The sequence below is a fragment of the Bacillus sp. Leaf49 genome, assembly GCF_001426125.1.
GTDB classification, from domain to species: domain Bacteria; phylum Bacillota; class Bacilli; order Bacillales; family Bacillaceae; genus Bacillus; species Bacillus altitudinis.
Genome location: NZ_LMRK01000020.1, coordinates 627,504 through 646,347 on the forward strand (window position 1 = coordinate 627,504; position 18,844 = coordinate 646,347).

Annotated in this window: 23 protein-coding genes; 16 read left to right on the forward strand and 7 right to left on the reverse strand. The window is 39.9% G+C overall.

The window, feature by feature from the left end; all coding sequences use genetic code 11:
- Positions 1-7 precede the first annotated feature (7 nt).
- Both mutL and ASG46_RS21125 read left to right on the forward strand, forming a co-directional pair.
- Complete coding sequence (mutL, locus tag ASG46_RS12920) at positions 8-1,909, forward strand: DNA mismatch repair endonuclease MutL (protein WP_056704760.1); 1,902 nt, start codon at positions 8-10, stop codon at positions 1,907-1,909.
- A 204-nt stretch (positions 1,910-2,113) separates the two neighbouring features.
- Entirely contained in the window at positions 2,114-2,284 is a 171-nt protein-coding gene (locus tag ASG46_RS21125; RefSeq protein WP_017359046.1) for a hypothetical protein, read from the forward strand.
- Between the two features lie 144 nt (positions 2,285-2,428).
- Here ASG46_RS21125 and bslA read toward each other — a convergent pair whose 3' ends face one another.
- The gene (gene bslA, locus ASG46_RS12925; protein WP_007499460.1) at positions 2,429-2,965 is read right to left on the reverse strand and encodes a biofilm surface layer hydrophobin BslA; all 537 of its coding nucleotides are present in this window, start codon (positions 2,963-2,965) and stop codon (positions 2,429-2,431) included.
- Between the two features lie 125 nt (positions 2,966-3,090).
- Positions 3,091-3,492 carry a hypothetical protein gene (locus ASG46_RS12930; RefSeq protein ID WP_200939621.1) on the reverse strand — a complete coding sequence of 134 codons (402 nt, stop codon included), beginning with the start codon at positions 3,490-3,492 and terminating at the stop codon, positions 3,091-3,093.
- Positions 3,493-4,082: 590 nt separating this feature from the next.
- On the opposite strand from ASG46_RS12930, the gene ASG46_RS12940 reads away from it, so the two are divergent.
- From ASG46_RS12940 to ASG46_RS12950, 3 genes are all read left to right on the forward strand, one after another.
- Entirely contained in the window at positions 4,083-4,556 is a 474-nt protein-coding gene (locus tag ASG46_RS12940; RefSeq protein ID WP_007499456.1) for a CarD family transcriptional regulator, read from the forward strand.
- A 314-nt stretch (positions 4,557-4,870) separates the two neighbouring features.
- The gene (locus ASG46_RS12945; protein ID WP_056704764.1) at positions 4,871-5,620 is read left to right on the forward strand and encodes a poly-gamma-glutamate hydrolase family protein; all 750 of its coding nucleotides are present in this window, start codon (positions 4,871-4,873) and stop codon (positions 5,618-5,620) included.
- Between the two features lie 165 nt (positions 5,621-5,785).
- Positions 5,786-6,934, forward strand: coding sequence for a Rap family tetratricopeptide repeat protein (locus ASG46_RS12950; protein WP_056704766.1), 1,149 nt, complete (start codon positions 5,786-5,788; stop codon positions 6,932-6,934).
- Between the two features lie 89 nt (positions 6,935-7,023).
- Here ASG46_RS12950 and ASG46_RS12955 read toward each other — a convergent pair whose 3' ends face one another.
- Positions 7,024-8,349, reverse strand: a complete 1,326-nt coding sequence (locus ASG46_RS12955) for a S8 family peptidase (RefSeq protein ID WP_056704767.1) — start codon at positions 8,347-8,349, stop codon at positions 7,024-7,026.
- A 583-nt stretch (positions 8,350-8,932) separates the two neighbouring features.
- Here ASG46_RS12955 and ASG46_RS12960 point away from each other — a divergent pair.
- Both ASG46_RS12960 and ASG46_RS12965 read left to right on the forward strand, forming a co-directional pair.
- Complete coding sequence (locus ASG46_RS12960; protein WP_056704769.1) at positions 8,933-9,667, forward strand: poly-gamma-glutamate hydrolase family protein; 735 nt, start codon at positions 8,933-8,935, stop codon at positions 9,665-9,667.
- Between the two features lie 76 nt (positions 9,668-9,743).
- Positions 9,744-10,193 carry an OsmC family protein gene (locus ASG46_RS12965; protein WP_047945891.1) on the forward strand — a complete coding sequence of 150 codons (450 nt, stop codon included), beginning with the start codon at positions 9,744-9,746 and terminating at the stop codon, positions 10,191-10,193.
- A gap of 46 nt (positions 10,194-10,239) precedes the next feature.
- Here ASG46_RS12965 and erbB read toward each other — a convergent pair whose 3' ends face one another.
- The 4 genes from erbB to ASG46_RS12985 form a co-directional block, all read right to left on the reverse strand.
- The gene (gene erbB / locus ASG46_RS12970; protein ID WP_056704771.1) at positions 10,240-10,608 is read right to left on the reverse strand and encodes an SMR family multidrug efflux transporter EbrB; all 369 of its coding nucleotides are present in this window, start codon (positions 10,606-10,608) and stop codon (positions 10,240-10,242) included.
- 15 nt (positions 10,609-10,623) lie between these two features.
- Entirely contained in the window at positions 10,624-10,941 is a 318-nt protein-coding gene (gene erbA, locus ASG46_RS12975) for an SMR family multidrug efflux transporter EbrA (RefSeq protein WP_017367286.1), read from the reverse strand.
- A 2-nt stretch (positions 10,942-10,943) separates the two neighbouring features.
- Positions 10,944-11,486, reverse strand: a complete 543-nt coding sequence (locus tag ASG46_RS12980; RefSeq protein ID WP_041507251.1) for a TetR/AcrR family transcriptional regulator — start codon at positions 11,484-11,486, stop codon at positions 10,944-10,946.
- Between the two features lie 112 nt (positions 11,487-11,598).
- Positions 11,599-11,862, reverse strand: a complete 264-nt coding sequence (locus ASG46_RS12985) for a hypothetical protein (protein ID WP_017359036.1) — start codon at positions 11,860-11,862, stop codon at positions 11,599-11,601.
- A 104-nt stretch (positions 11,863-11,966) separates the two neighbouring features.
- Between ASG46_RS12985 and ASG46_RS12990 the strand changes: the two genes are divergently transcribed.
- The 9 genes from ASG46_RS12990 (at position 11,967) to ASG46_RS13030 (ending at position 18,840) form a co-directional block, all read left to right on the forward strand.
- Positions 11,967-12,368, forward strand: coding sequence for a YmaF family protein (locus ASG46_RS12990; protein ID WP_046526675.1), 402 nt, complete (start codon positions 11,967-11,969; stop codon positions 12,366-12,368).
- Between the two features lie 68 nt (positions 12,369-12,436).
- On the forward strand, positions 12,437-13,387 hold the full coding sequence (gene miaA / locus ASG46_RS12995; protein WP_056704774.1) for a tRNA (adenosine(37)-N6)-dimethylallyltransferase MiaA: 951 nt from the start codon (positions 12,437-12,439) through the stop codon (positions 13,385-13,387).
- 25 nt (positions 13,388-13,412) lie between these two features.
- Positions 13,413-13,634 carry an RNA chaperone Hfq gene (gene hfq, locus ASG46_RS13000; protein ID WP_003211269.1) on the forward strand — a complete coding sequence of 74 codons (222 nt, stop codon included), beginning with the start codon at positions 13,413-13,415 and terminating at the stop codon, positions 13,632-13,634.
- A gap of 161 nt (positions 13,635-13,795) precedes the next feature.
- On the forward strand, positions 13,796-14,128 hold the full coding sequence (locus tag ASG46_RS13005; protein ID WP_025207367.1) for a YmzC family protein: 333 nt from the start codon (positions 13,796-13,798) through the stop codon (positions 14,126-14,128).
- Positions 14,129-14,207: 79 nt separating this feature from the next.
- Positions 14,208-14,420 carry a hypothetical protein gene (locus ASG46_RS13010; protein ID WP_003212415.1) on the forward strand — a complete coding sequence of 71 codons (213 nt, stop codon included), beginning with the start codon at positions 14,208-14,210 and terminating at the stop codon, positions 14,418-14,420.
- A 265-nt stretch (positions 14,421-14,685) separates the two neighbouring features.
- Positions 14,686-15,078, forward strand: coding sequence for a class Ib ribonucleoside-diphosphate reductase assembly flavoprotein NrdI (gene nrdI / locus ASG46_RS13015; RefSeq protein ID WP_017359034.1), 393 nt, complete (start codon positions 14,686-14,688; stop codon positions 15,076-15,078).
- On the forward strand, positions 15,038-17,140 hold the full coding sequence (gene nrdE / locus ASG46_RS13020) for a class 1b ribonucleoside-diphosphate reductase subunit alpha (RefSeq protein ID WP_017359033.1): 2,103 nt from the start codon (positions 15,038-15,040) through the stop codon (positions 17,138-17,140). Before nrdI ends, nrdE begins: the two co-directional genes overlap by 41 nt.
- A 17-nt stretch (positions 17,141-17,157) precedes the next feature.
- Entirely contained in the window at positions 17,158-18,138 is a 981-nt protein-coding gene (gene nrdF, locus ASG46_RS13025; protein WP_024720404.1) for a class 1b ribonucleoside-diphosphate reductase subunit beta, read from the forward strand.
- Positions 18,139-18,222: 84 nt separating this feature from the next.
- Positions 18,223-18,840, forward strand: coding sequence for a hypothetical protein (locus ASG46_RS13030; RefSeq protein ID WP_056704775.1), 618 nt, complete (start codon positions 18,223-18,225; stop codon positions 18,838-18,840).
- The last annotated feature ends 4 nt before the right edge of the window (positions 18,841-18,844 follow it).

An 18,844-nucleotide genomic window follows, 5' to 3' on the forward strand; every position in this document is an offset into this window, starting at 1 on the left:
GCAAGAAATGGCAAAGATTATTCAGTTATCCGATGACCTATCAAATAAAATTGCAGCTGGTGAAGTGGTCGAACGCCCGGCTTCAGTCGTGAAGGAGCTCGTGGAAAATGCGATCGATGCTAGTAGTACTGTCATTGAAATCGATGTAGAAGAAGCAGGACTTTCTTCTATTAGAATTATTGATAATGGGATGGGAATCGATGCTGAAGATTGTAAGCTCGCCTTTCAGCGTCATGCGACGAGTAAAATCAAAGATGAAAATGATCTGTTTCGTGTCAGGACGCTCGGTTTCAGGGGGGAGGCGCTGCCAAGTATTGCCTCAGTCTCTCACTTAGAAATGAAGACAAGTACCGGTGAAGGTGCTGGAACACACTTAGCTCTCCAAGGCGGGAAGATCATTTCGGAGAAAAAAACCTCTGGCCGTCGCGGCACCGAAATTGTGGTCACCAATTTATTTTATAATACGCCAGCCCGTCTAAAATACATGAAAACTGTTCATACGGAGCTTGGCAACATTTCTGATGTTGTGAACCGAATTGCACTTGCTCATCCAGAAGTGTCGATTCGTTTGCGACATCAAGGAAAAGTGCTGCTTCAAACAAATGGAAACGGGGATGTGCGGCATGTGCTTGCGGCCATTTATGGAACGGCAGTGGCCAAAAAAATGCTGCCACTACATGTACAATCACTTGATTTTGAAGTGAAAGGCTATATTTCCTTACCAGAAGTGACAAGGGCATCACGTAATTATATGTCTTCTGTTGTCAACGGCAGATATGTCAAGCATTTCCCGCTGGTGAAAGCCATTCACGAAGGATACCATACACTGCTCCCGATCGGACGCCATCCGATTACATTTATTGAGATGAAGATGGACCCCATTTTAGTCGATGTGAACGTACATCCTTCTAAACTTGAAGTCAGACTAAGTAAAGAGCAAGAACTTCATGAGTTGATCAAACAAGGGATTAAGGACGTCTTTCAAAAGCAACAGCTCATTCCAAGTGCTTCAGTGTCAAAAAAAGCACCAATGCCAGCAGTGAAAAATGAGCAACAGTCCTTATCTTTTGATTCTAAACAAACAATGAAAAGCCGAATGGAAACACCTGTTTCCTATGAGCCGGACTCACTCGCATCGGCTGTATACGAGACTAGTCAGAACGACACATACGGGGTGCGTGAACCGGAAAGTACGGAAGCGCCTTTACCAGCATCGTCTGAAGAAACGTTTGACCATGTATATGTAGAGGAATCTGCAGCTTCGCATGAACAACATGACGAAGTGATACTGGAAGAGAGTGCAGCCCAGCATCAGGCTGAAAGTGAACGTGTCCCTGTGATGTATCCGATTGGACAAATGCATGGAACATATATTTTGGCCCAAAATGAACGCGGTCTTTATATCATCGATCAGCACGCTGCCCAAGAGCGAATCAAGTATGAGTACTTTCGTGAAAAGGTAGGAGACATTGAACAGGAAGTGCAAGAAATGCTTGTTCCATTAACCTTTCACTACTCAAAAAATGATATGTTGATTATTGAAGAGCATATCGATATTTTAGCAAAAGTAGGGGTCTTCTTAGAGCCATTTGGATCAGGTAGCTATATCGTTCGATCACATCCGCAGTGGTTTCCTAAAGGGGAAGAGGCTGAACTCATCGAAGAAATCATTCAGCAAGTACTTGATGAAAAGCGTGTGGATATCAAGAAACTGAGAGAAGAAGCGGCGATTATGATGAGCTGTAAAGGCTCAATTAAAGCAAATCGTCATTTGCGTCACGATGAAATCAAAGCCTTATTAGATGAACTCCGGCAAACACAAGACCCATTTACATGTCCGCATGGCCGGCCGATTATGATTCATCATTCTACATACGAAATGGAAAAAATGTTTAAACGGGTGATGTAGCAGGATTTTAGCTGGTGGGTGAATCGGTTTGCCCACCAATTAATTTTTCAATCCGATAGTCTGTTTCGTGTTGTTGTGATGTGAAGATAAACATCCGCTGTCATGTTGTAAGGATAACCCCTTTCCTCAAATGGATAGGGGTTTTTGTTATTTGGTTATACGATTAGGTGAAGCGTGATATGATTGTAAAAAGGAGGGAATATGATGACATTCAAAAAAGCGTTCAATATAGGTTACTTTGTTTTGCTTTTATCTTTTTTTGTCGTATATTTTTTGCTTCCAGTCGATCAACTATTTACCGCAATGATGATCCTAACCTTACTATTTGGCGTATATCAATTTGTGATTTTTAAAAAACTAAAAGAGCAAAAATAACAATAAAAAACGCCATATATGGGTTGGCCAACTAAATGATGACAGTCCATCATGAGATATGGTGTAACAATTATATAAAGTGCAGTAAGCACAGCGGCAATAGTTGTGATAAATGAGAAAAAGCGCTCTAAGAGCGCTTTTTGTTTAGCATCCGCAAGGATTTGGCGGTGTGACGACAACTGGCCGTTTATTAATATCAATCGTATCCTCTGCATAAAATGTGGAACCAATGCTGATCGCACGATTTTCTGCGCGGAACGTATATGTACCTGCAGCAGGAAGTACTTTATGAGAAAGTTGTAATGTATATTGGGAACTTCCGAATAAATCGAAACGAGCTGGAATGCGAACAGTTTTTCCATTGTTCAAAATGTAACTGTCTTTTAAAGCTTTTCCGTTGATAATATCCTTTGTTGTGGCTTGAAAACCTGCTGGTAAAGTAAATTCAACTGCACCAATACTAAGAACAGAATTTGGACGGTAAGTCAGGTCAATGTCAGAAAAAGACCATTCCTGTTTACTTGCTCCTGTGATTTTTGCATAAAGTGCAGCTGGTCGTGCATTTGTTGAAGCTTTGCCTTCCTCTGTTTTAGCCCCTTCAGCTGATGCGGCTAGCGGTACTGAGAGTGCCATGACCAATGTCAGCATCCCCATCATAATCATTGTCCATGTTTTCTTCATTTCTTCCTTCCCCCTTGGTTGATTATAGGTAAATAATAGATGATTACATCCATTATTTACCTATAAGGTTACCATATTCCTATATGTCATTAAATGGTATTTTATACCCTTATTTTGCTTGTTTTTTAGTAATAACGGGGTAGGAATGCATTTGGTTGGTTCATTCCGTAAGCATTTCCTGTCAAATGATGATTTGCCGGTATCATTATTTGCATATCATGATAGCCGTATGGCTGGTGGGGAGCCATACCATAACCGCCGTAGTGACCGAAGTGATGGTGATCGTTCATCTGTACATTTGAATAGGGATCATACTGCTTCGTAAAAGGAGAATAGGCTGAATGATGATGCGGGTGGTGTCCGCTATAAGCATCTTTTTTACCGGTATGATAATGATTTGGCATATTCATATGGTCATGCATGTTTGGTGCAATCATATGCTCATGATTGGCTGTATACACATTTTCAAACGTGTGATAGGGATTTCCTTGATGGTAATGGTTGGTTTGGTTATTCATATTATTCATTTTGTATCTCATCCTTTTTTTCAGGTTGCCATATCTTATGAGCTGCACCTGTTTCATGAGCCTATCCATATGAAAGAAAAGAACGACATGTAACAAAAAAACCGGCTTTTCAGCCGGGAAAACAAAAAGCAGGTGTAGCGTCAAACACTAAAATGAGAAGCTATGTCTTTTTCTGCGACGCTTCTTACATCTGCTGCAGACACTTTTAGGAAAATAATGGGGATCGTAGCTTCTTGAAGTATCCCAAAAATCGCTCTCAAACCAATCATCTTTTTTATGATAAAACTTCTTTTTTTCACACGGATCCATATGGTGATGATCGTCATGCTTTTTATAGCATTTTGAGTGGGAATGTTTGCTCTTGCATTTGCACATTGTCATCCCTCCTAAATGTGACTCAATGCTAGTATATGCAAGAAAGGTGTACGAGGACTGGATGGTGGCGCTCCTTTTGTAAAAAAAGGCTAATTCTTTAAAAACTCAAATAAAAAGAATTGACTAGTGCTAAATTAACATGATAAAATATAAATTTTTATCCTCTGCTGAAATGTGTTATAATGATATTGTGAATACTTTCGGAGGTGGCGGATTTGTTTCAAATAGGTGATAAAATTGTTTATCCAATGCATGGAGCCGGTGTGATTGAAGGAATGGAAGAAAAAGAGATTTTAGGTAAGACGCAGGAATATTTTCTGATTCAAATGCCGAATATGCAGATGATGGTCCCAAAAGGCAGAATCAATCAACTAGGTATACGTCCGGTAGCTGATCAAGCTACGCTGAAAGTTGTGATGAACAATTTTGCAGAAGAAACAAACGACGACACGCTTACTTGGAAGCAAAGATATGATGAAAATCTGAAAAAGCTAAAAACAGGTTCGATTGAAGATGGCGCAGACGTTGTCAAAGATCTGATGAGACGTAATCAGAAAAAAGCCTTAAATTCTAGTGAAAAGAAGATGCTTGAAGATGCACGGGGCATGTTAGTGAGCGAAATTTCACTGGCACAAGGCATGTCGCAAGATGAAGTGCTGACAGCATTAGAGAATGAATTAAGAGTTTAATGCTGGATATACAGAGACTGGCTGTAAACAGAAGGAGATATTCCTTTTGTTTACAGCTTTTTTATTTGAAAAAAGATGAAAATTCCCAATTTTGTAGGTGTTTTTGACTAAAACTAAAATGAGGTCATAGGATTTAGTTTTTACTTGCACATGAACCGTTTTAAAGAAGCCGAAAATACCTAGGGCAACATAAAAAAACAGGTAAGTTCTCCTGATTCATGAAAAGGAGCCGGACATTCTTTGAATTCTTTTAGCGATTGATAGTAAAATAATGCGATAAGATGACATCGAAGAGAATGAAAAGGAGCGGTGAAATGAAAAGACTACTCATATGTGGATTCATCTTTCTCATCCTGTGTGCTCTTTTAATGGTGAAATGCAGCCATTCTATCCAAGAAAATAAAGAGCAAAAACAACATCATGAAGAAGTAGAAAAGTATAAGAAAGAGCGAAAAAAAGGGGATCAATATGAAAGTTTTAAACAGCTTATACGGCATGAAAGAGACGGATATGAGATAGAGTTTCATGAAAAAGGGGGAAGTGACTTACTTGTCTTTTCTCCTCATGGCGGCGAAATTGAACCAGGAACAAGTGAAATTGTAGAAGCATTTGAAAAGAAGTACTCTACGTATTTATTTGAAGGGACAAAACAAGACAACAATCGTGACTTGCATATCACTAGTACAAAATTCGATGAACCGATTTTGGTTCAAATGATTAAAACATATCCCTTTTCTATATCCATTCACGGCTATAAAAGTGATAGAAGACATACACTTGTGGGCGGGACAAACGAAAAAATGCAAGAAGCGGTTGTGCGAGAACTAAAAGACCGGGGCTTCTCCGCAGAGCTCGTGCAAAAAGGCGAGCGCCTCTCTGGAACGGATCCAAACAACATTAATAATCAAAATGCAAGTGGAGAAAGTGTCCAGTTAGAAATTAGTACGGCGCAGAGAAAAGCCTTTTTTGACAACTTTGATACGAGAAAAGGAAAGAAAAAAGCATTTAGTCGCTATGTCAGTGGTTTAAAAGAAGTGCTTAGAGAATTCGACCCTTCTTCGTAGAAAAAAGGTTTTGATGGGCAAAAGTACTCTCTTTAAACTTGGTAAAAAAGATAGAAATGTGCAAAATCAACATAAAATATGAAATAAATGACAATTTGCCTTAAAATCATAAATTATGTAAAATAATAGTTATCAGTTTGATATGATAGAATGGGGCTGAAGTGGATGGCACACAAAATACCATCTTCCGAAGTAGGTGTAAAAATCAATCAATGGTACACACATATTTGCAAATTTGAAGTTGATCAGGCAAACGATATGAAGCGCCTTGTTGAAGAAGACATTCATGAGATGGAAGAAGATCAAGATTTATTACTCTATTATTCTCTCATGGATTTTCGCCATCAAATGATGCTTCAGCACTTAACGCCAGTCCATGCAGGGAATGAATCGCTTCAAGCGGTCTCTTTTCCAAAAGAAATTGAAGAGGCAGAAGATGAGATGACGGGTTTATTGGGCTATTACTTTCATTTTTTCCATGGAATGTATGCATTTACCCAGCACCGGTATATCGAAGCCATTTCTTATTATAAGCATGCGGAACATCAGCTGATCTTAGTGACAGATGAGATCGAAAAAGCGGAATTTTATTATAAAATTGCTGAAGTATACTATCATATGAAACAAACCTATTTTTCTATGCATTATGCGAAAAAAGCGAGAGACATCTATAAGAAACATCAGCTTTATGGAAAAAGAAGCATTCAATGCGATTTTGTGATGGCAGGTAATTGGATTGATGTAAATCAGCATCAAAAAGCGCTCCCGTATTTAGAAAAAGCTTTAAAAGTGTGTGAAGCAATGGAAAGAAAAGAATGCACATCTTATTTTAAGGCGATGGCCCTCAATAACTTAGGAACTTGTCATTATAGTATGGGAACCTATCATACAGCCACTGTCTTCTTTGAACAAGCCATTTCACTTTATCAAAAAGATCAAGCTGCAACGATGATCAAATCATTGTTTTCACTGGCTCTTACTTGTTTTAAACTCGAAGATATGGAGCGAGCGAGTGAGGCTATAAAGGAAGGCATGAATCAGGCCTCTATATTGGGAGATGAAATTTATCAATTGAAATTCCAATTTTTACAGGCACTCTATATAGAAACAGACAGCTCTGAACAATTGAGATCAGCCCTTTTGGGACTACGAAACAAAAAAATGTTTGCTGATTTAGAGGAATTGGCACTTGATGCGGCTAATTATTATAAGGAACGCGACATGTACAAGGAATCTTCCACTTTTTTTGAAATTGTGATCGAAGCGCGTACGCACATTCAAAAAGGAGATGAGATGTATGAGAACGAAGCATAACATGTCAGCTGCTCAAGTAGAAGAAAGACTTCACACATAAAAACAGACAAAACAACACCCTTTACGAAAAACGTAAAGGGCTTTTTTATTTATTCTTGGATTGCTTTTTCTGCGTCGATGGCACCTGCTCCGTAAATCATTGGGTCCTCTCCAGACCACTTGCTTGTATTTTCTTTTAATAAGGCTTTGACTTCATCAGGTGTTAAATCTGGTGAATGCTCTAATAATAGTGCGCAGATACCGGCACAAATGGGTGTCGCCATCGAAGTGCCAGATAACGTCGTATAATCATCATCGACTCTACTTGATTTATCTAGTTTATCTAGGAATGATCTTGGTGATCTAAGAGAGACGATATTGACTCCTGGTGCGAGGAGGTCGGGCTTTGTTTCACCGTAGACCGTTGGACCTCTGCTCGAAAATGGTGCCACGACATCGTCACTTGATTCTGGCGTATTTCGATCGTCATAGGCTCCGACTGTAATGACTTTTTGACTCACGGCAGGGCTTGCGATCGTTTGACTGTTAGGACCGGAGTTCCCGGCAGCAACGCATACGACAATCCCTTGATCCCAAGCTGCATTAACAGCGCGCACCATCGGATCGTCTTGTTCGTCATCATAACGCTGTGCATCGCCGCCTAGTGACATACTGATGATGTGAATTGGGTCATCAGGATGGTCTTCGTTGAACTGTATGCACCACTCAACACCTTCTATAATAGTAGAAAGTGATCCAGCGCCTTGTTTATTTAACACTTTTACCCCAATGATATTGGCTTTTGGAGCGGGTCCTTTGTATAAGCCGTCTGAGGCAGCTCCGTCTCCAGCCACATCCCCAGCGCAATGCGTTCCATGACCGTTATCATCATAAGGTTTCGTTTTTTGTTTGACTAAATCTACAAAGTCGCGAATTCTTCCATCTAAGTCCTCATGTGGGTATACGCCTGTGTCAACGACCGCAACCGTAATGCCTTCACCGGTTAAGGTCGTGCCATTTCGGACGACTTCATCCGCATGACTTGATTGTGTCGCCACATCCAGCAGTGCATGTACCTGTCTGTCTAAATATATTTTGCGAATATGCTCCCCATTTGCTAAGAGTTCCTCTAAAGCAGCAGGGGTAAGATCAGCAGCGCAGCAGTTAATATGTGAAAAATGTTTTTTGATGTTTGTTTTTCTGCTTTTTTTCATTAGCTGCTTTGTGCTTTGAATACCTGCTTCAACTGCATCTTCTTTAAATTCAATGATGACCCGAAGCTTCTTGCTCTTCTTTAACCTTCCTTCAAAAAAACGATGAAGAAAACAAGGCGTCCACTTAAAAGGCTTATAGAGGTGAAGGACGGTTTCTCTTAAAGGCTGATCCAATTTACTAGCATGTGTTCTGACCATTTGTACCATGGAAAATCCAAACATGTGATGCCCTCCATTCTAGCTATCCATTCTCGTACACTCTTACGTTATGAACATGACAGCATCTTTGTTCGGATTCTTGTCCCTTCTTTTGTTCATATTGGCGGCTGACTCATTCCCCTTAAAAAGAAAAGCGCTTACATTTTGTAAAATAATAGAAAAAGGTGGAAATCATATCAAAACTGCCGATGATAGGTGGGAGAGTTCTTCTTAGAGAACCAGTAAAACAGAGGATTCTGCAGAAAAAAGGGGGTTCTAGACAGGGTCAATGCTCATACAAATGTGATTCATTCCAGATGAAAAAAATCAAATTCGCATAAAAAAAAGACGAATTAAAGAAAACAGACTGGGTAGGACTAGGTCATTTTAAACATAACTTCATTTGTTTGTCATACTATTCTAACTCTGTTTTCAATCAGGAGAGGCGTTTCTGTGTATATAAATGCAATTATCTTATTTTTGAGGAATCTCATGATCTAGAGTGTTATGATCAAATTTGAAGAGAAAATGTGGAAAAAATGAAAAGAAATGATGATTCAATATTAATCATAGAAACGGCTTAGAAATCTGTTAAAGGAGAACGGGAATGAAGAAGTTTTTTGCTTTGCTTCTCCTGCTTGTCATCGGATGGGGCGTCTATTATACCATGCAAGCACAGGAACATGATGAGCCAGTGTCATCAGGTGGAGAAGACGAAAGCGGTTCAAATGATATGTATCGCAATTTTAAAGAACTGGAAGAGAATGAATCAACAGATCATTATCAAATTACATCCAATCCAGTGCCCGGCAGCCGTCTTCTAGTGATGTCGCCTCATGGCGGGAGAATCGAAGGCGGCGTTAGTGAGATTGTCCATTTTTTTGATAACGATTTTTCTACGTACTTATTTGAAGGTTTGAGAGAAAATGCATCAGAACTTCATATTACAAGTACAAACTTCGATGAACCAATCGGAGTCGCACAGGCAAAAGCACATGATTATGTCTTAGCTGTTCATGGTTATAAAGGGGAGCCGGGAATTGACCACACCCTTGTTGGCGGAACAGACTATGATCGTGCTGAGAAAATTGTGAACTCATTAGAGCGCAACGGTTTTTCTGCTGAACTTGCAGTTGCACACGCAACCCTAAGCGGAACGAGCAATCATAATATTAATAATCTTACAAAAACAGGGCAAAGTGTACAGCTTGAGATTAGTAGAAGTCAACGGGAAGCGTTATTTGACAGTTTCGATTTTCGGCAGCGGTCGAGTACAAAAAACGAGACGTTTTACCGGTATGTCAGGGCGATTCGAACGGTGCTGGATGAAGAATATACGTAAGGATGGTGCACATCTTAAGACAGCAAGATGAATTCTTGTTACACTATAAAAAGTGATAACAAAAGGAGAGACAGATATGGCGCGTCATCATTTTCATCTTCAGGCAAGCTGGCCTGGTCTGCGTAACGATGTGGGGACAATCGAATGTGAACAGTTAAAGACGGAGATTTCCATTCCAAAAGAAATGGATGGACCGGGTATTGGAACAAATCCAGATGAGATGCTCCTAGGTGCAGCGGCCACATGTTATATCATTACACTTGCAGCCATGATGGAGCGGAGTCAATTAGAGAAAGAGGATTTATCGATGAGCTCTGAGGCAGTTGTCGATGTGACAAACGGTGTGTTTACATATGAGAAAATCATTCATCGTCCTGTCATCATTCTCAAAGAGTCGGCTACAGCACAGGACATAGAACGAGCTCGTAAGCTTGCACATAAAGCTGAAAGCTCATGTATGATCTCTAGAGCTGTGCAAGGGAATGTCCATATTTCCTTAGAAGAAACCATCAAAGCTGGTCATTAAGACAAAAAAGTCATTTTCTCTTGATTAATGGAGAAAATGACTTTTTTTATGACGTCCATTCGGTTTGATCGAATGGTTCTTTCTTTTCTTCCTTTTGTTTTTTGGATTGATTTAAGACAATGACGCCGCATATGACAAGTGCAAGACCAATAAATCCTTTCATATGAATGGTTTCGTTAAATAGCACGAGGCCCACAAGAGCAGTAAGTGCTGTACCGACACCAGACCAAGTGGCATATGCAGATGACAGCTCAATTGTTTTGAGTGCCAAACTGAGAAAGGTAAAGGCACACCCAAATCCGATCAGCACCCCCATACTCGGCAGCGCCTGTGTAAAACCTTGCGAAAGCTTCAGCATCGTACTGCCAAAAACCTCTGTCAAAATGGCTCCTGTTAAATAAAGCATTCCTTTCATATCACTTCACATCCTTTAAGACATATTTAATAGTACGACCCCTGAAACAAGCATCGCCATTCCAATAAGTGCTTGACGGTTCAAGGTTTCTTTGAAAAAGAGCACGCCAAAAAAAGCCGTGAGGACGGTACCGACACCAGACCAAGTGGCGTAAGACATGCTAAGTGGAATGATATTAAGGGTCAATGACAACATGTAAAAAGCAAGTGTGTAGCCAGCGACAACGACAGCGCTAGGTTTAAAGCGTGTGAAACCATTTGATAGTTTCAGCATCGCTGCCCCGATTGCTTCTGAAAAAATGGCGATAGCCAAAAAAAGATATCCGAGGATCATCATCATCCCTCCTCTAAAATGTGTAAAATCCGATGAAGTAAAAGGGTTTTTTCCTCTCGATTCAATGGTTCAAGCTGAAACATTTCTGAAAACCATATACCATCACAGGCAAGACGGATCAGTTGGCTAAGTGCAGGGTCATTGATTTCCTCGGTTGCTTTTTCTTTAAATTCCGCATAAAAATGACGCCAAGGATTTAATAATGCTTCATCAAATGACATGGTAGCCAGCATGCTTGTACATAGCTGTGTGGTGTTTTGTCTATCAAGGTCATTTAATGTGGCCAATATATAGGCACGTACATAAGGTGCCTTTTCGTTTTTGTATGTTTCCTGATACGTGTCAAGCTGCTGACGAAAAGAGGCAACCGCATGCTCATTCATTTGCTGGATCAGGTCTTCCTTGCTCGAAAAATGATACAGTAGCCCGGCTTTGGTCATATTTGCATGTTCTGCCACCTGCTGAAGGGTGAGCTGACTCAATCCTTCTTTTAGAATGGTGTGAGCTGCTGCCTCAAAAATTTGTTCTTTTTTCGTTTTAGACATAAAAAAAACACCTACTTTACTGAACGGTCGGTAAAGTAAATGTTAACCTATGAAAAACAAATGTGTCAATCGATTCATTTTATAAGAGGATGTTTTCACTAAATCGTCATATTTAATAATAAGGGTATGGTCCATATGGCGGGTATGGCGGTGGATAAGGATAACCATAGCCATATCCTGGAGCAAGAAGCGACCCAGCTAAAAGCCCTCCAGCAAAACCACCTAAAAATGGCGGTCCAAAAAATCCAGGTCTCCCATAGCCAAAACCAGGGCGCCCAAACCCAAACCCAGGTCTTCCAAAACCAAATCCAGGGCGTCCAAATCCAAAAGGTCTTCTCATCTCATCTTGAACAAACGGTGCGTCAAAATAATTCATAAAAAAAGACTCCTTTCACATAAAATCACTGTAACTGACATCAGTGTATTCGAGTGGCCCACTTGTGTTTGGGTGAATGCCTAAAATAAGGAGGAATGTAAAAAATGGGCCTGTATCCGTCTGATTGGGCTAAATGCCCACCTCATGCACATGCTTATAAAGCGCGAACGGATGTAACAGAAGAACATTATCATTTAATAGAAGGTATTTCTCAGCCTGTGAATGGAAGCAGTACCGACAGTCATACTCATTATTACCGGGGGATCACATCATTTGAAAGAGGGCATTTCCATAGATATTATGGCGTCACTGGACCTGCTATCCCAAGAGTGGACGGGACGCACTACCATGAAATTGAGGAAGTCACGTTTTCTGCCTATACCGACTCTGTCCCGATTCCATATGGGGGAGTCGTTTACAGTCCAGATGAAGAAAGGCCAACGCATAAGCACCGTTTAAAAGGAAAGACATATGAAGTGGTCGGGAATGAACCACTTGGCTGGTGACGGGAGGATATAGGAGAGAAAGAGAAGTTATGCTATACTGTAGGCAGTTTGTAAAAGAGAGTGATGTTATGAAAAAACAACCAGTGATTGTATTAGTAGGTCCGACGGCTGTCGGAAAAACAAAGCTGAGCATTGATATAGCGAAAGCATTTAATGGAGAAATTATCAGCGGGGATTCCATGCAGATCTATAAAGGGATGAATATTGGCACAGCGAAAATCACCCCTGAAGAAATGAATGGCGTACCGCACCATTTAATCGATATTAAACAACCGGATGAATCGTTTTCTACAGCTGAATTTCAGCAGCTTGTCCGCTTAAAAATCAAAGAGATTGCTGCGAGAGGGAAAACGCCCATGATTGTTGGTGGAACTGGGCTATATATTCAGTCTGTTTTATATGATTACACGTTTACTGATGAGAAAAGTGATCCTGCTTTTAGAGAAGAGATGACGCTGTTTAAGCAGCAGCATGGACCGATCAAGCTGTATGAAAAGCTAAAAGAAGCCGATCCTGACGCTGCAAAAGCGATTCATCCGAATAACGTCCGCCGCGTGATAAGGGCGCTTGAAATCATCCATACAACAGGTCAGAAAATGTCTGATATGCAAAACGGGCATCAAGAAGTTCCTCTTTATGACACTGCCTTCATTGGGCTGAAAATGGACCGAGAGCTTTTGTACGAGCGCATTCATCAAAGAATTGATATGATGTTAGATGAAGGCTTAATTGAAGAAGTGAGCGCACTTTATCAATCTGGTTTGAAAGATTGTCAGTCTGTTCAAGCGATTGGTTATAAAGAGTTGTATGCCTATTTTCAAGGCGATTGCTCACTTGATGAAGCCATCCAGCAATTAAAACAAAATTCCCGCAGATATGCGAAGCGTCAGTTTACGTGGTTCCGTAATAAAATGGATGTCACCTGGTTTGATATGACACCACCTTGCCACTTTTCGGACAAAAAAGAGGAAATTTTCGCATATATAGCAGGAAAGCTTGGACTTAAAGCGAAACTGTAGTTATCAGAATCAAGGAGGACGAAACATGAAACCGATTAATATTCAGGACCAATTTTTGAATCAGATCCGCAAAGACAATACATTTGTCACAGTATTTTTACTGAATGGCTTTCAGCTTCGCGGTCAAGTAAAGGGATTTGACAATTTCACGGTGCTGCTTGAGACAGAAGGGAAGCAGCAGCTTATTTATAAACATGCGATTTCAACATTTGCACCTCAAAAAAATGTAAATCTTGAATTAGAATAAACACCCGTTTTCACCAATAGCCCCATGCAGCTGCGAATAAACCGGCCGAAACCCGCTACGTTTTTTGTCAGTGCAGAGGGGCTATTTTGTATGCCATGAAACTTTTCTGTCCAAGTTGCGTATAAATCCTTATTGGACATTTAAAAGGTGAGGGGATTTATATGGAAAATGCAGAGCTTGAATTGAGAAGGATTCGAGTGATCCTTCTTTTGATTGGAATTGTTGTCTTATTTGGATCATGCGCCATCTCGAACATCGAAACGAGACAAGAAAGTTGGCATAACCATTCTGGTGAGCATGATGGGAGCCATGTTGATGGTCTTTTACCATCATCTGTTGCGCTAAAAAATAATCACATTGCTGTTGTAAAAGATGATGAAGTACATGTATACCGGTTTGATGAAAAAGAAGGAGAGCTGACGCTCATTACGACAAAGTACATAGATGAATGGGATGAAGATGATGGTGATAGTGAAGACTTTGATGAAGAGTAAGCACGTAAATTTACAAATGAATGTGAAGTCGCTACACTATAAACATGCATCAGACATCTAGACAGAAAAGGATGAGTTCATGACACACAAAATTAAAATTAATCATTGGGAACAAACTTGTGAAGATGACTCCTGTTTCGAATATGGAACAAGCGTTTCTGTAAACGGGAAAGAGTTAGTAAGAGAAGCCTCGATCGTCTCTGCGCTTGAAGCGGTGCTCAAAGAATTAGGTGTTGAAGTGGAAATAACAGAAGTGTCAGAAGATTTACAGTGCGATGCCTACAAAAAATAAAACAAAAAGTCTAGTCTACTAAGCGATTTTTTTTCGTGTTATGATAGATTTCGGTTTCAGTTGAATAGGGAGTAGGGCAGTCTATTTTTAGAACCTGCTCTGCTCTATTTATTTGAACGTACGAGTTCGGCTATGAATGTTCGGCCGGGTTGGTTGATTTTTTTCGTTTCGAGTATCTATATGTTGTGTTTTGAAAAAACATAGTATACTATATATAGTGAATAACGGAATGATCAACAATACTAAAAACTAGGTCGTGATGGAATTGATTCAAATCGTATTTGATTCAAAAACAGGAAATGTTCAACGCTTTTTGGACAAGACCCCTTTTACAGACAAACGAAAATTGACTGGAGAAGAGTTTTTGGATACGCCGTTTATTCTCGTCACCTTTACGACAGGATTTGGACAAGTCCCTGGTACCACTCAGTCATTTTTAGAGAAAAATGCGCACCTTTTACTAGGTGTAGCGGTGAGTGGGAACAAAGTGTGGGGAGATAACTTTGCCAAAAGCGCCGATACGATTTCTAAACAATATCAAGTTCCTATTTTGCACACCTTTGAACTAAGCGGAACAAAAAGGGATGTTGAATTGTTTACACAGGAGGTAGAAAGAATTGTCACAAAATCAGGTTCCAAAGTGGATACAATTAAATAACGAGATTATGATTCAAAAAGAAGGAAAGTTTCAGTTCGACAAGGACAAAGAAGCTGTACATAGTTATTTCGTAGATTATATTAATCAAAACACGGTCTTCTTTCATAATCTAGAAGAGAAGATTGATTACTTAATAGAAAACGACTACTATGAGGAAGAATTTTTAAGACAATACAGCATGTCAGATATTAAAGAAGTATTTGAAGCTGCATATGCCAAGAAATTTAGATTCCCATCATTTATGAGTGCGTTTAAGTTTTACAATGACTATGCACTGAAAACAAATGACAAAAAGAAAATCCTTGAACGCTATGAAGACCGCATTTCAGTTGTGGCTCTTTTCTTTGCGGGCGGAGACAAAAAGAAAGCACTTGAGTTTGTGGAACTGATGATCAACCAAGAGTATCAGCCAAGTACACCAACATTCTTAAACGCAGGCCGTAAAAGACGTGGTGAGCTGGTGAGCTGCTTCTTGCTTGAAGTGAATGACTCATTAAACGATATCTCAAGAGCCATTGATATTTCCATGCAGCTGTCTAAATTAGGCGGCGGCGTCAGCTTGAACCTTTCAAAGCTTCGTGCGAAAGGTGAAGCGATCAAAGATGTTGAAAATGCGACCAAAGGTGTCGTAGGCGTCATGAAACTTCTTGATAATGCATTCCGATATGCAGATCAAATGGGACAAAGACAAGGTTCAGGCAGTGCCTACCTGAATATTTTCCACAGAGATATTAATGATTTCTTAGATACGAAAAAAATCTCTGCGGATGAAGATGTTCGTGTGAAAACACTTTCGATCGGTGTCGTCATCCCAGATAAATTTATCGAGCTTGCTAGAGAAGATAAAACAGCTTACACATTCTATCCTCATACAGTTTATAAAGCTTATGGACAGCATCTTGATGAGATGGATATGGAAGAAATGTATGACGAGCTTGTAGAAAACCCGAAAGTCAAAAAAGAAAAAGTCAATCCGAGAAAACTTCTTGAAAAATTAGCTGTTCTGCGCTCAGAATCAGGCTATCCATATATCATGTTCCAAGATAATGTGAATAGAGAGCACGCTCTGAACCATATTTCACGTGTGAAATTCTCAAACCTTTGCTCAGAAGTACTTCAAGCTTCAGAAGTCTCTTCTTACACGGACTATGATCAAGATGATGAGATCGGACTTGATATTTCTTGTAACCTTGGTTCTTTAAATATCATGAACGTGATGAAAAACAAATCCATTGAAAAAACAGTCAAGCTTGCAACGGACTCACTTACACTTGTGTCTGAAACAACAGATATCCGCAATGCACCAGCTGTTAGAAAAGCGAACAAAGCGATGAAGTCGATTGGACTTGGTGCGATGAACCTTCACGGGTATTTAGCTCAAAACCAAATCGCTTATGAAAGTGAAGAAGCAAGAGATTTCGCTAATACGTTCTTTATGATGGTGAACTATTACTCCATTAAGCGTTCAAGTGAGCTTGCAAAAGAAAAAGGGGAAACATTCCACCGTTATGAGGGCTCTGGTTATGCAACAGGAGAGTACTTCAATAAATACGTAGAAAATGATTTCACTCCAAAAACAGAAAAAGCAGCTGCGCTATTTGAAGGGATGCACATTCCAACAAAAGAAGATTGGGCAGCACTTAAAGATTTTGTAGCGGAAAATGGCATGTATCATAGCTATCGATTATGTATTGCGCCAACAGGTTCTATTTCGTATGTTCAATCGGCAACAGCGTCTGTGATGCCAATTATGGAACGTATCGAAGAAAGAACATACGGAAACAGCAAAACGTATTATCCAATGCCAGGACTTTCAGCACAAAACTGGTTCTTCTATAAAGAAGCATACGATATGGACATGTTTAAAGTGGTCGATATGATCGCAACCATTCAGCAGCACGTCGATCAAGGAATCAGCTTTACATTATTCCTAAAAGATACGATGACAACGCGTGACTTAAATCGCATCGATCTTTATGCACACCATAAAGGCATTAAGACACTTTATTATGCAAGAACGAAGGATACAGGGCAGGAAGGCTGTCTTTCTTGTGTTGTTTGATTAAAGGAGAGTTTAACGTGACAAAAATTTATGATGCAGCCAACTGGTCAAAACACGAAGACGATTTTACACAAATGTTTTACAACCAAAACGTCAAGCAATTCTGGCTTCCAGAGGAGATTTCCTTAAACGGGGATCTCTTAACGTGGAAATATTTAGGTGAAAAAGAGCAAGATACGTACATGAAGGTACTGGCTGGACTGACGTTACTTGATACAGAACAAGGAAATACAGGAATGCCGATAGTGGCTGAACATGTGGACGGTCATCAGCGTAAAGCCGTGTTAAACTTTATGGCCATGATGGAAAATGCAGTGCATGCAAAATCATACTCAAATATCTTCATGACGCTAGCACCGACTGAAACGATTAGTGAAGTATTTGAATGGGTCAAGAAAAATAAATTCTTGCAAAAGAAAGCAGATATGATTGTAGGTCTGTACCGTTCCATTCAAAAGGATGACCCGATTTCCTTATTTAAAGCAATGGTTGCTTCAGTGTATTTAGAAAGCTTCCTATTCTATAGCGGCTTTTACTACCCGCTATATTTCTACGGTCAAGGAAAGCTCATGCAAAGTGGTGAAATCATTAACTTGATTTTGCGCGATGAAGCGATTCACGGTGTGTATGTTGGATTATTAGCACAAGAAATTTACAACAAACAAACACCTGACGTGCAAAAAGAGCTTTATGATTTCTCTATCGATCTGCTTAATGAGCTTTATGAAAATGAACTTCATTACACTGAGGATATTTATGACCAAGTCAATTTATCGCATGATGTGAAAAAGTTCATTCGTTACAATGCCAATAAAGCGTTAATGAACCTTGGATTTGCCCCTTACTTTGAAGAAGAAGAGATCAACCCAATTGTATTGAACGGACTCAATACAAAAACAAAGTCACATGACTTCTTCTCAATGAAAGGGAACGGCTACAAAAAGGCAACAGTTGAGCCGTTAAAAGATGACGATTTCTTCTTTGGGGATGAATCATAATTAAAACGCAAAAGTCAAAACGCATCACTCGTTTTGGCTTTTTGCCATTTCTAACAATGTGTTACATACTGGAGGTTACCGAACATGGGAAAAATGGACGAAATGATTTTAGTTGCACCGCGCGCACGCGTGTTCCAAAACGAAACACTTGCGTTTAATGGTGTGAATAGTGAAGAGAAAACAATCAGCACCATTATGAAAGAAATCGAAGAGCACTTCGAGCAGATGCGAAGAGGCGATGCAGAAGAAAATCCTGGCTTCAAACAGCCGATACCTTATGTCGTGATTAAGCGTGAGGACGAAGTGTATGTATATGAAAGACTTCAAGGCGGGGGAGAGACGCGCTTACATCATAAGTTATCTCTTGGCTTTGGGGGTCATATGAATTTCATTGAAGGAAAAAATTTTGCTGAGATTCTAAAAGAAAATACCGATCGTGAACTGGACGAGGAACTTTCGATTCAAGAAGAAGACAAACTTGAGATGAAAACCCTTGGACTCATTAATGATGATGACAACAGTGTCGGCCGTGTGCACATCGGACTGTTATCAGCCCTTGAATTATCGCCGGGTGCTCATGTAGAAGTAAAAGAAACAGATCAAATCTCAGGCAAATGGATGAAAGTAACAGATTTGAAAAATCCTGAGTACTTCGATCGTCTTGAAACATGGTCTCAATTTGTCGTGAACATTTTAGCATAATTGG

What these genes read in the sequence shown, in the direction of transcription:
- ASG46_RS13005 (WP_025207367.1), top strand. Translation starts at nt 13,796, where the DNA reads ATGGAAAATGCAGAGCTTGAATTGAGAAGGATTCGAGTGATCCTTCTT.
- ASG46_RS12980 (WP_041507251.1), bottom strand. Translation starts at nt 11,486, where the DNA reads ATGTCTAAAACGAAAAAAGAACAAATTTTTGAGGCAGCAGCTCACACC.
- ASG46_RS12985 (WP_017359036.1), bottom strand. Translation starts at nt 11,862, where the DNA reads ATGAATTATTTTGACGCACCGTTTGTTCAAGATGAGATGAGAAGACCT.
- ASG46_RS21125 (WP_017359046.1), top strand. Translation starts at nt 2,114, where the DNA reads ATGACATTCAAAAAAGCGTTCAATATAGGTTACTTTGTTTTGCTTTTA.
- miaA (WP_056704774.1), top strand. Translation starts at nt 12,437, where the DNA reads ATGAAAAAACAACCAGTGATTGTATTAGTAGGTCCGACGGCTGTCGGA.
- ASG46_RS12960 (WP_056704769.1), top strand. Translation starts at nt 8,933, where the DNA reads ATGAAGAAGTTTTTTGCTTTGCTTCTCCTGCTTGTCATCGGATGGGGC.
- ASG46_RS12955 (WP_056704767.1), bottom strand. Translation starts at nt 8,349, where the DNA reads ATGTTTGGATTTTCCATGGTACAAATGGTCAGAACACATGCTAGTAAA.
- ASG46_RS13010 (WP_003212415.1), top strand. Translation starts at nt 14,208, where the DNA reads ATGACACACAAAATTAAAATTAATCATTGGGAACAAACTTGTGAAGAT.
- ASG46_RS12990 (WP_046526675.1), top strand. Translation starts at nt 11,967, where the DNA reads ATGGGCCTGTATCCGTCTGATTGGGCTAAATGCCCACCTCATGCACAT.
- ASG46_RS12965 (WP_047945891.1), top strand. Translation starts at nt 9,744, where the DNA reads ATGGCGCGTCATCATTTTCATCTTCAGGCAAGCTGGCCTGGTCTGCGT.
- hfq (WP_003211269.1), top strand. Translation starts at nt 13,413, where the DNA reads ATGAAACCGATTAATATTCAGGACCAATTTTTGAATCAGATCCGCAAA.
- ASG46_RS13030 (WP_056704775.1), top strand. Translation starts at nt 18,223, where the DNA reads ATGGGAAAAATGGACGAAATGATTTTAGTTGCACCGCGCGCACGCGTG.
- ASG46_RS12950 (WP_056704766.1), top strand. Translation starts at nt 5,786, where the DNA reads ATGGCACACAAAATACCATCTTCCGAAGTAGGTGTAAAAATCAATCAA.
- erbB (WP_056704771.1), bottom strand. Translation starts at nt 10,608, where the DNA reads ATGAAAGGAATGCTTTATTTAACAGGAGCCATTTTGACAGAGGTTTTT.
- erbA (WP_017367286.1), bottom strand. Translation starts at nt 10,941, where the DNA reads ATGATCCTCGGATATCTTTTTTTGGCTATCGCCATTTTTTCAGAAGCA.
- ASG46_RS12945 (WP_056704764.1), top strand. Translation starts at nt 4,871, where the DNA reads ATGAAAAGACTACTCATATGTGGATTCATCTTTCTCATCCTGTGTGCT.
- bslA (WP_007499460.1), bottom strand. Translation starts at nt 2,965, where the DNA reads ATGAAGAAAACATGGACAATGATTATGATGGGGATGCTGACATTGGTC.
- mutL (WP_056704760.1), top strand. Translation starts at nt 8, where the DNA reads ATGGCAAAGATTATTCAGTTATCCGATGACCTATCAAATAAAATTGCA.
- ASG46_RS12930 (WP_200939621.1), bottom strand. Translation starts at nt 3,492, where the DNA reads ATGAATAATATGAATAACCAAACCAACCATTACCATCAAGGAAATCCC.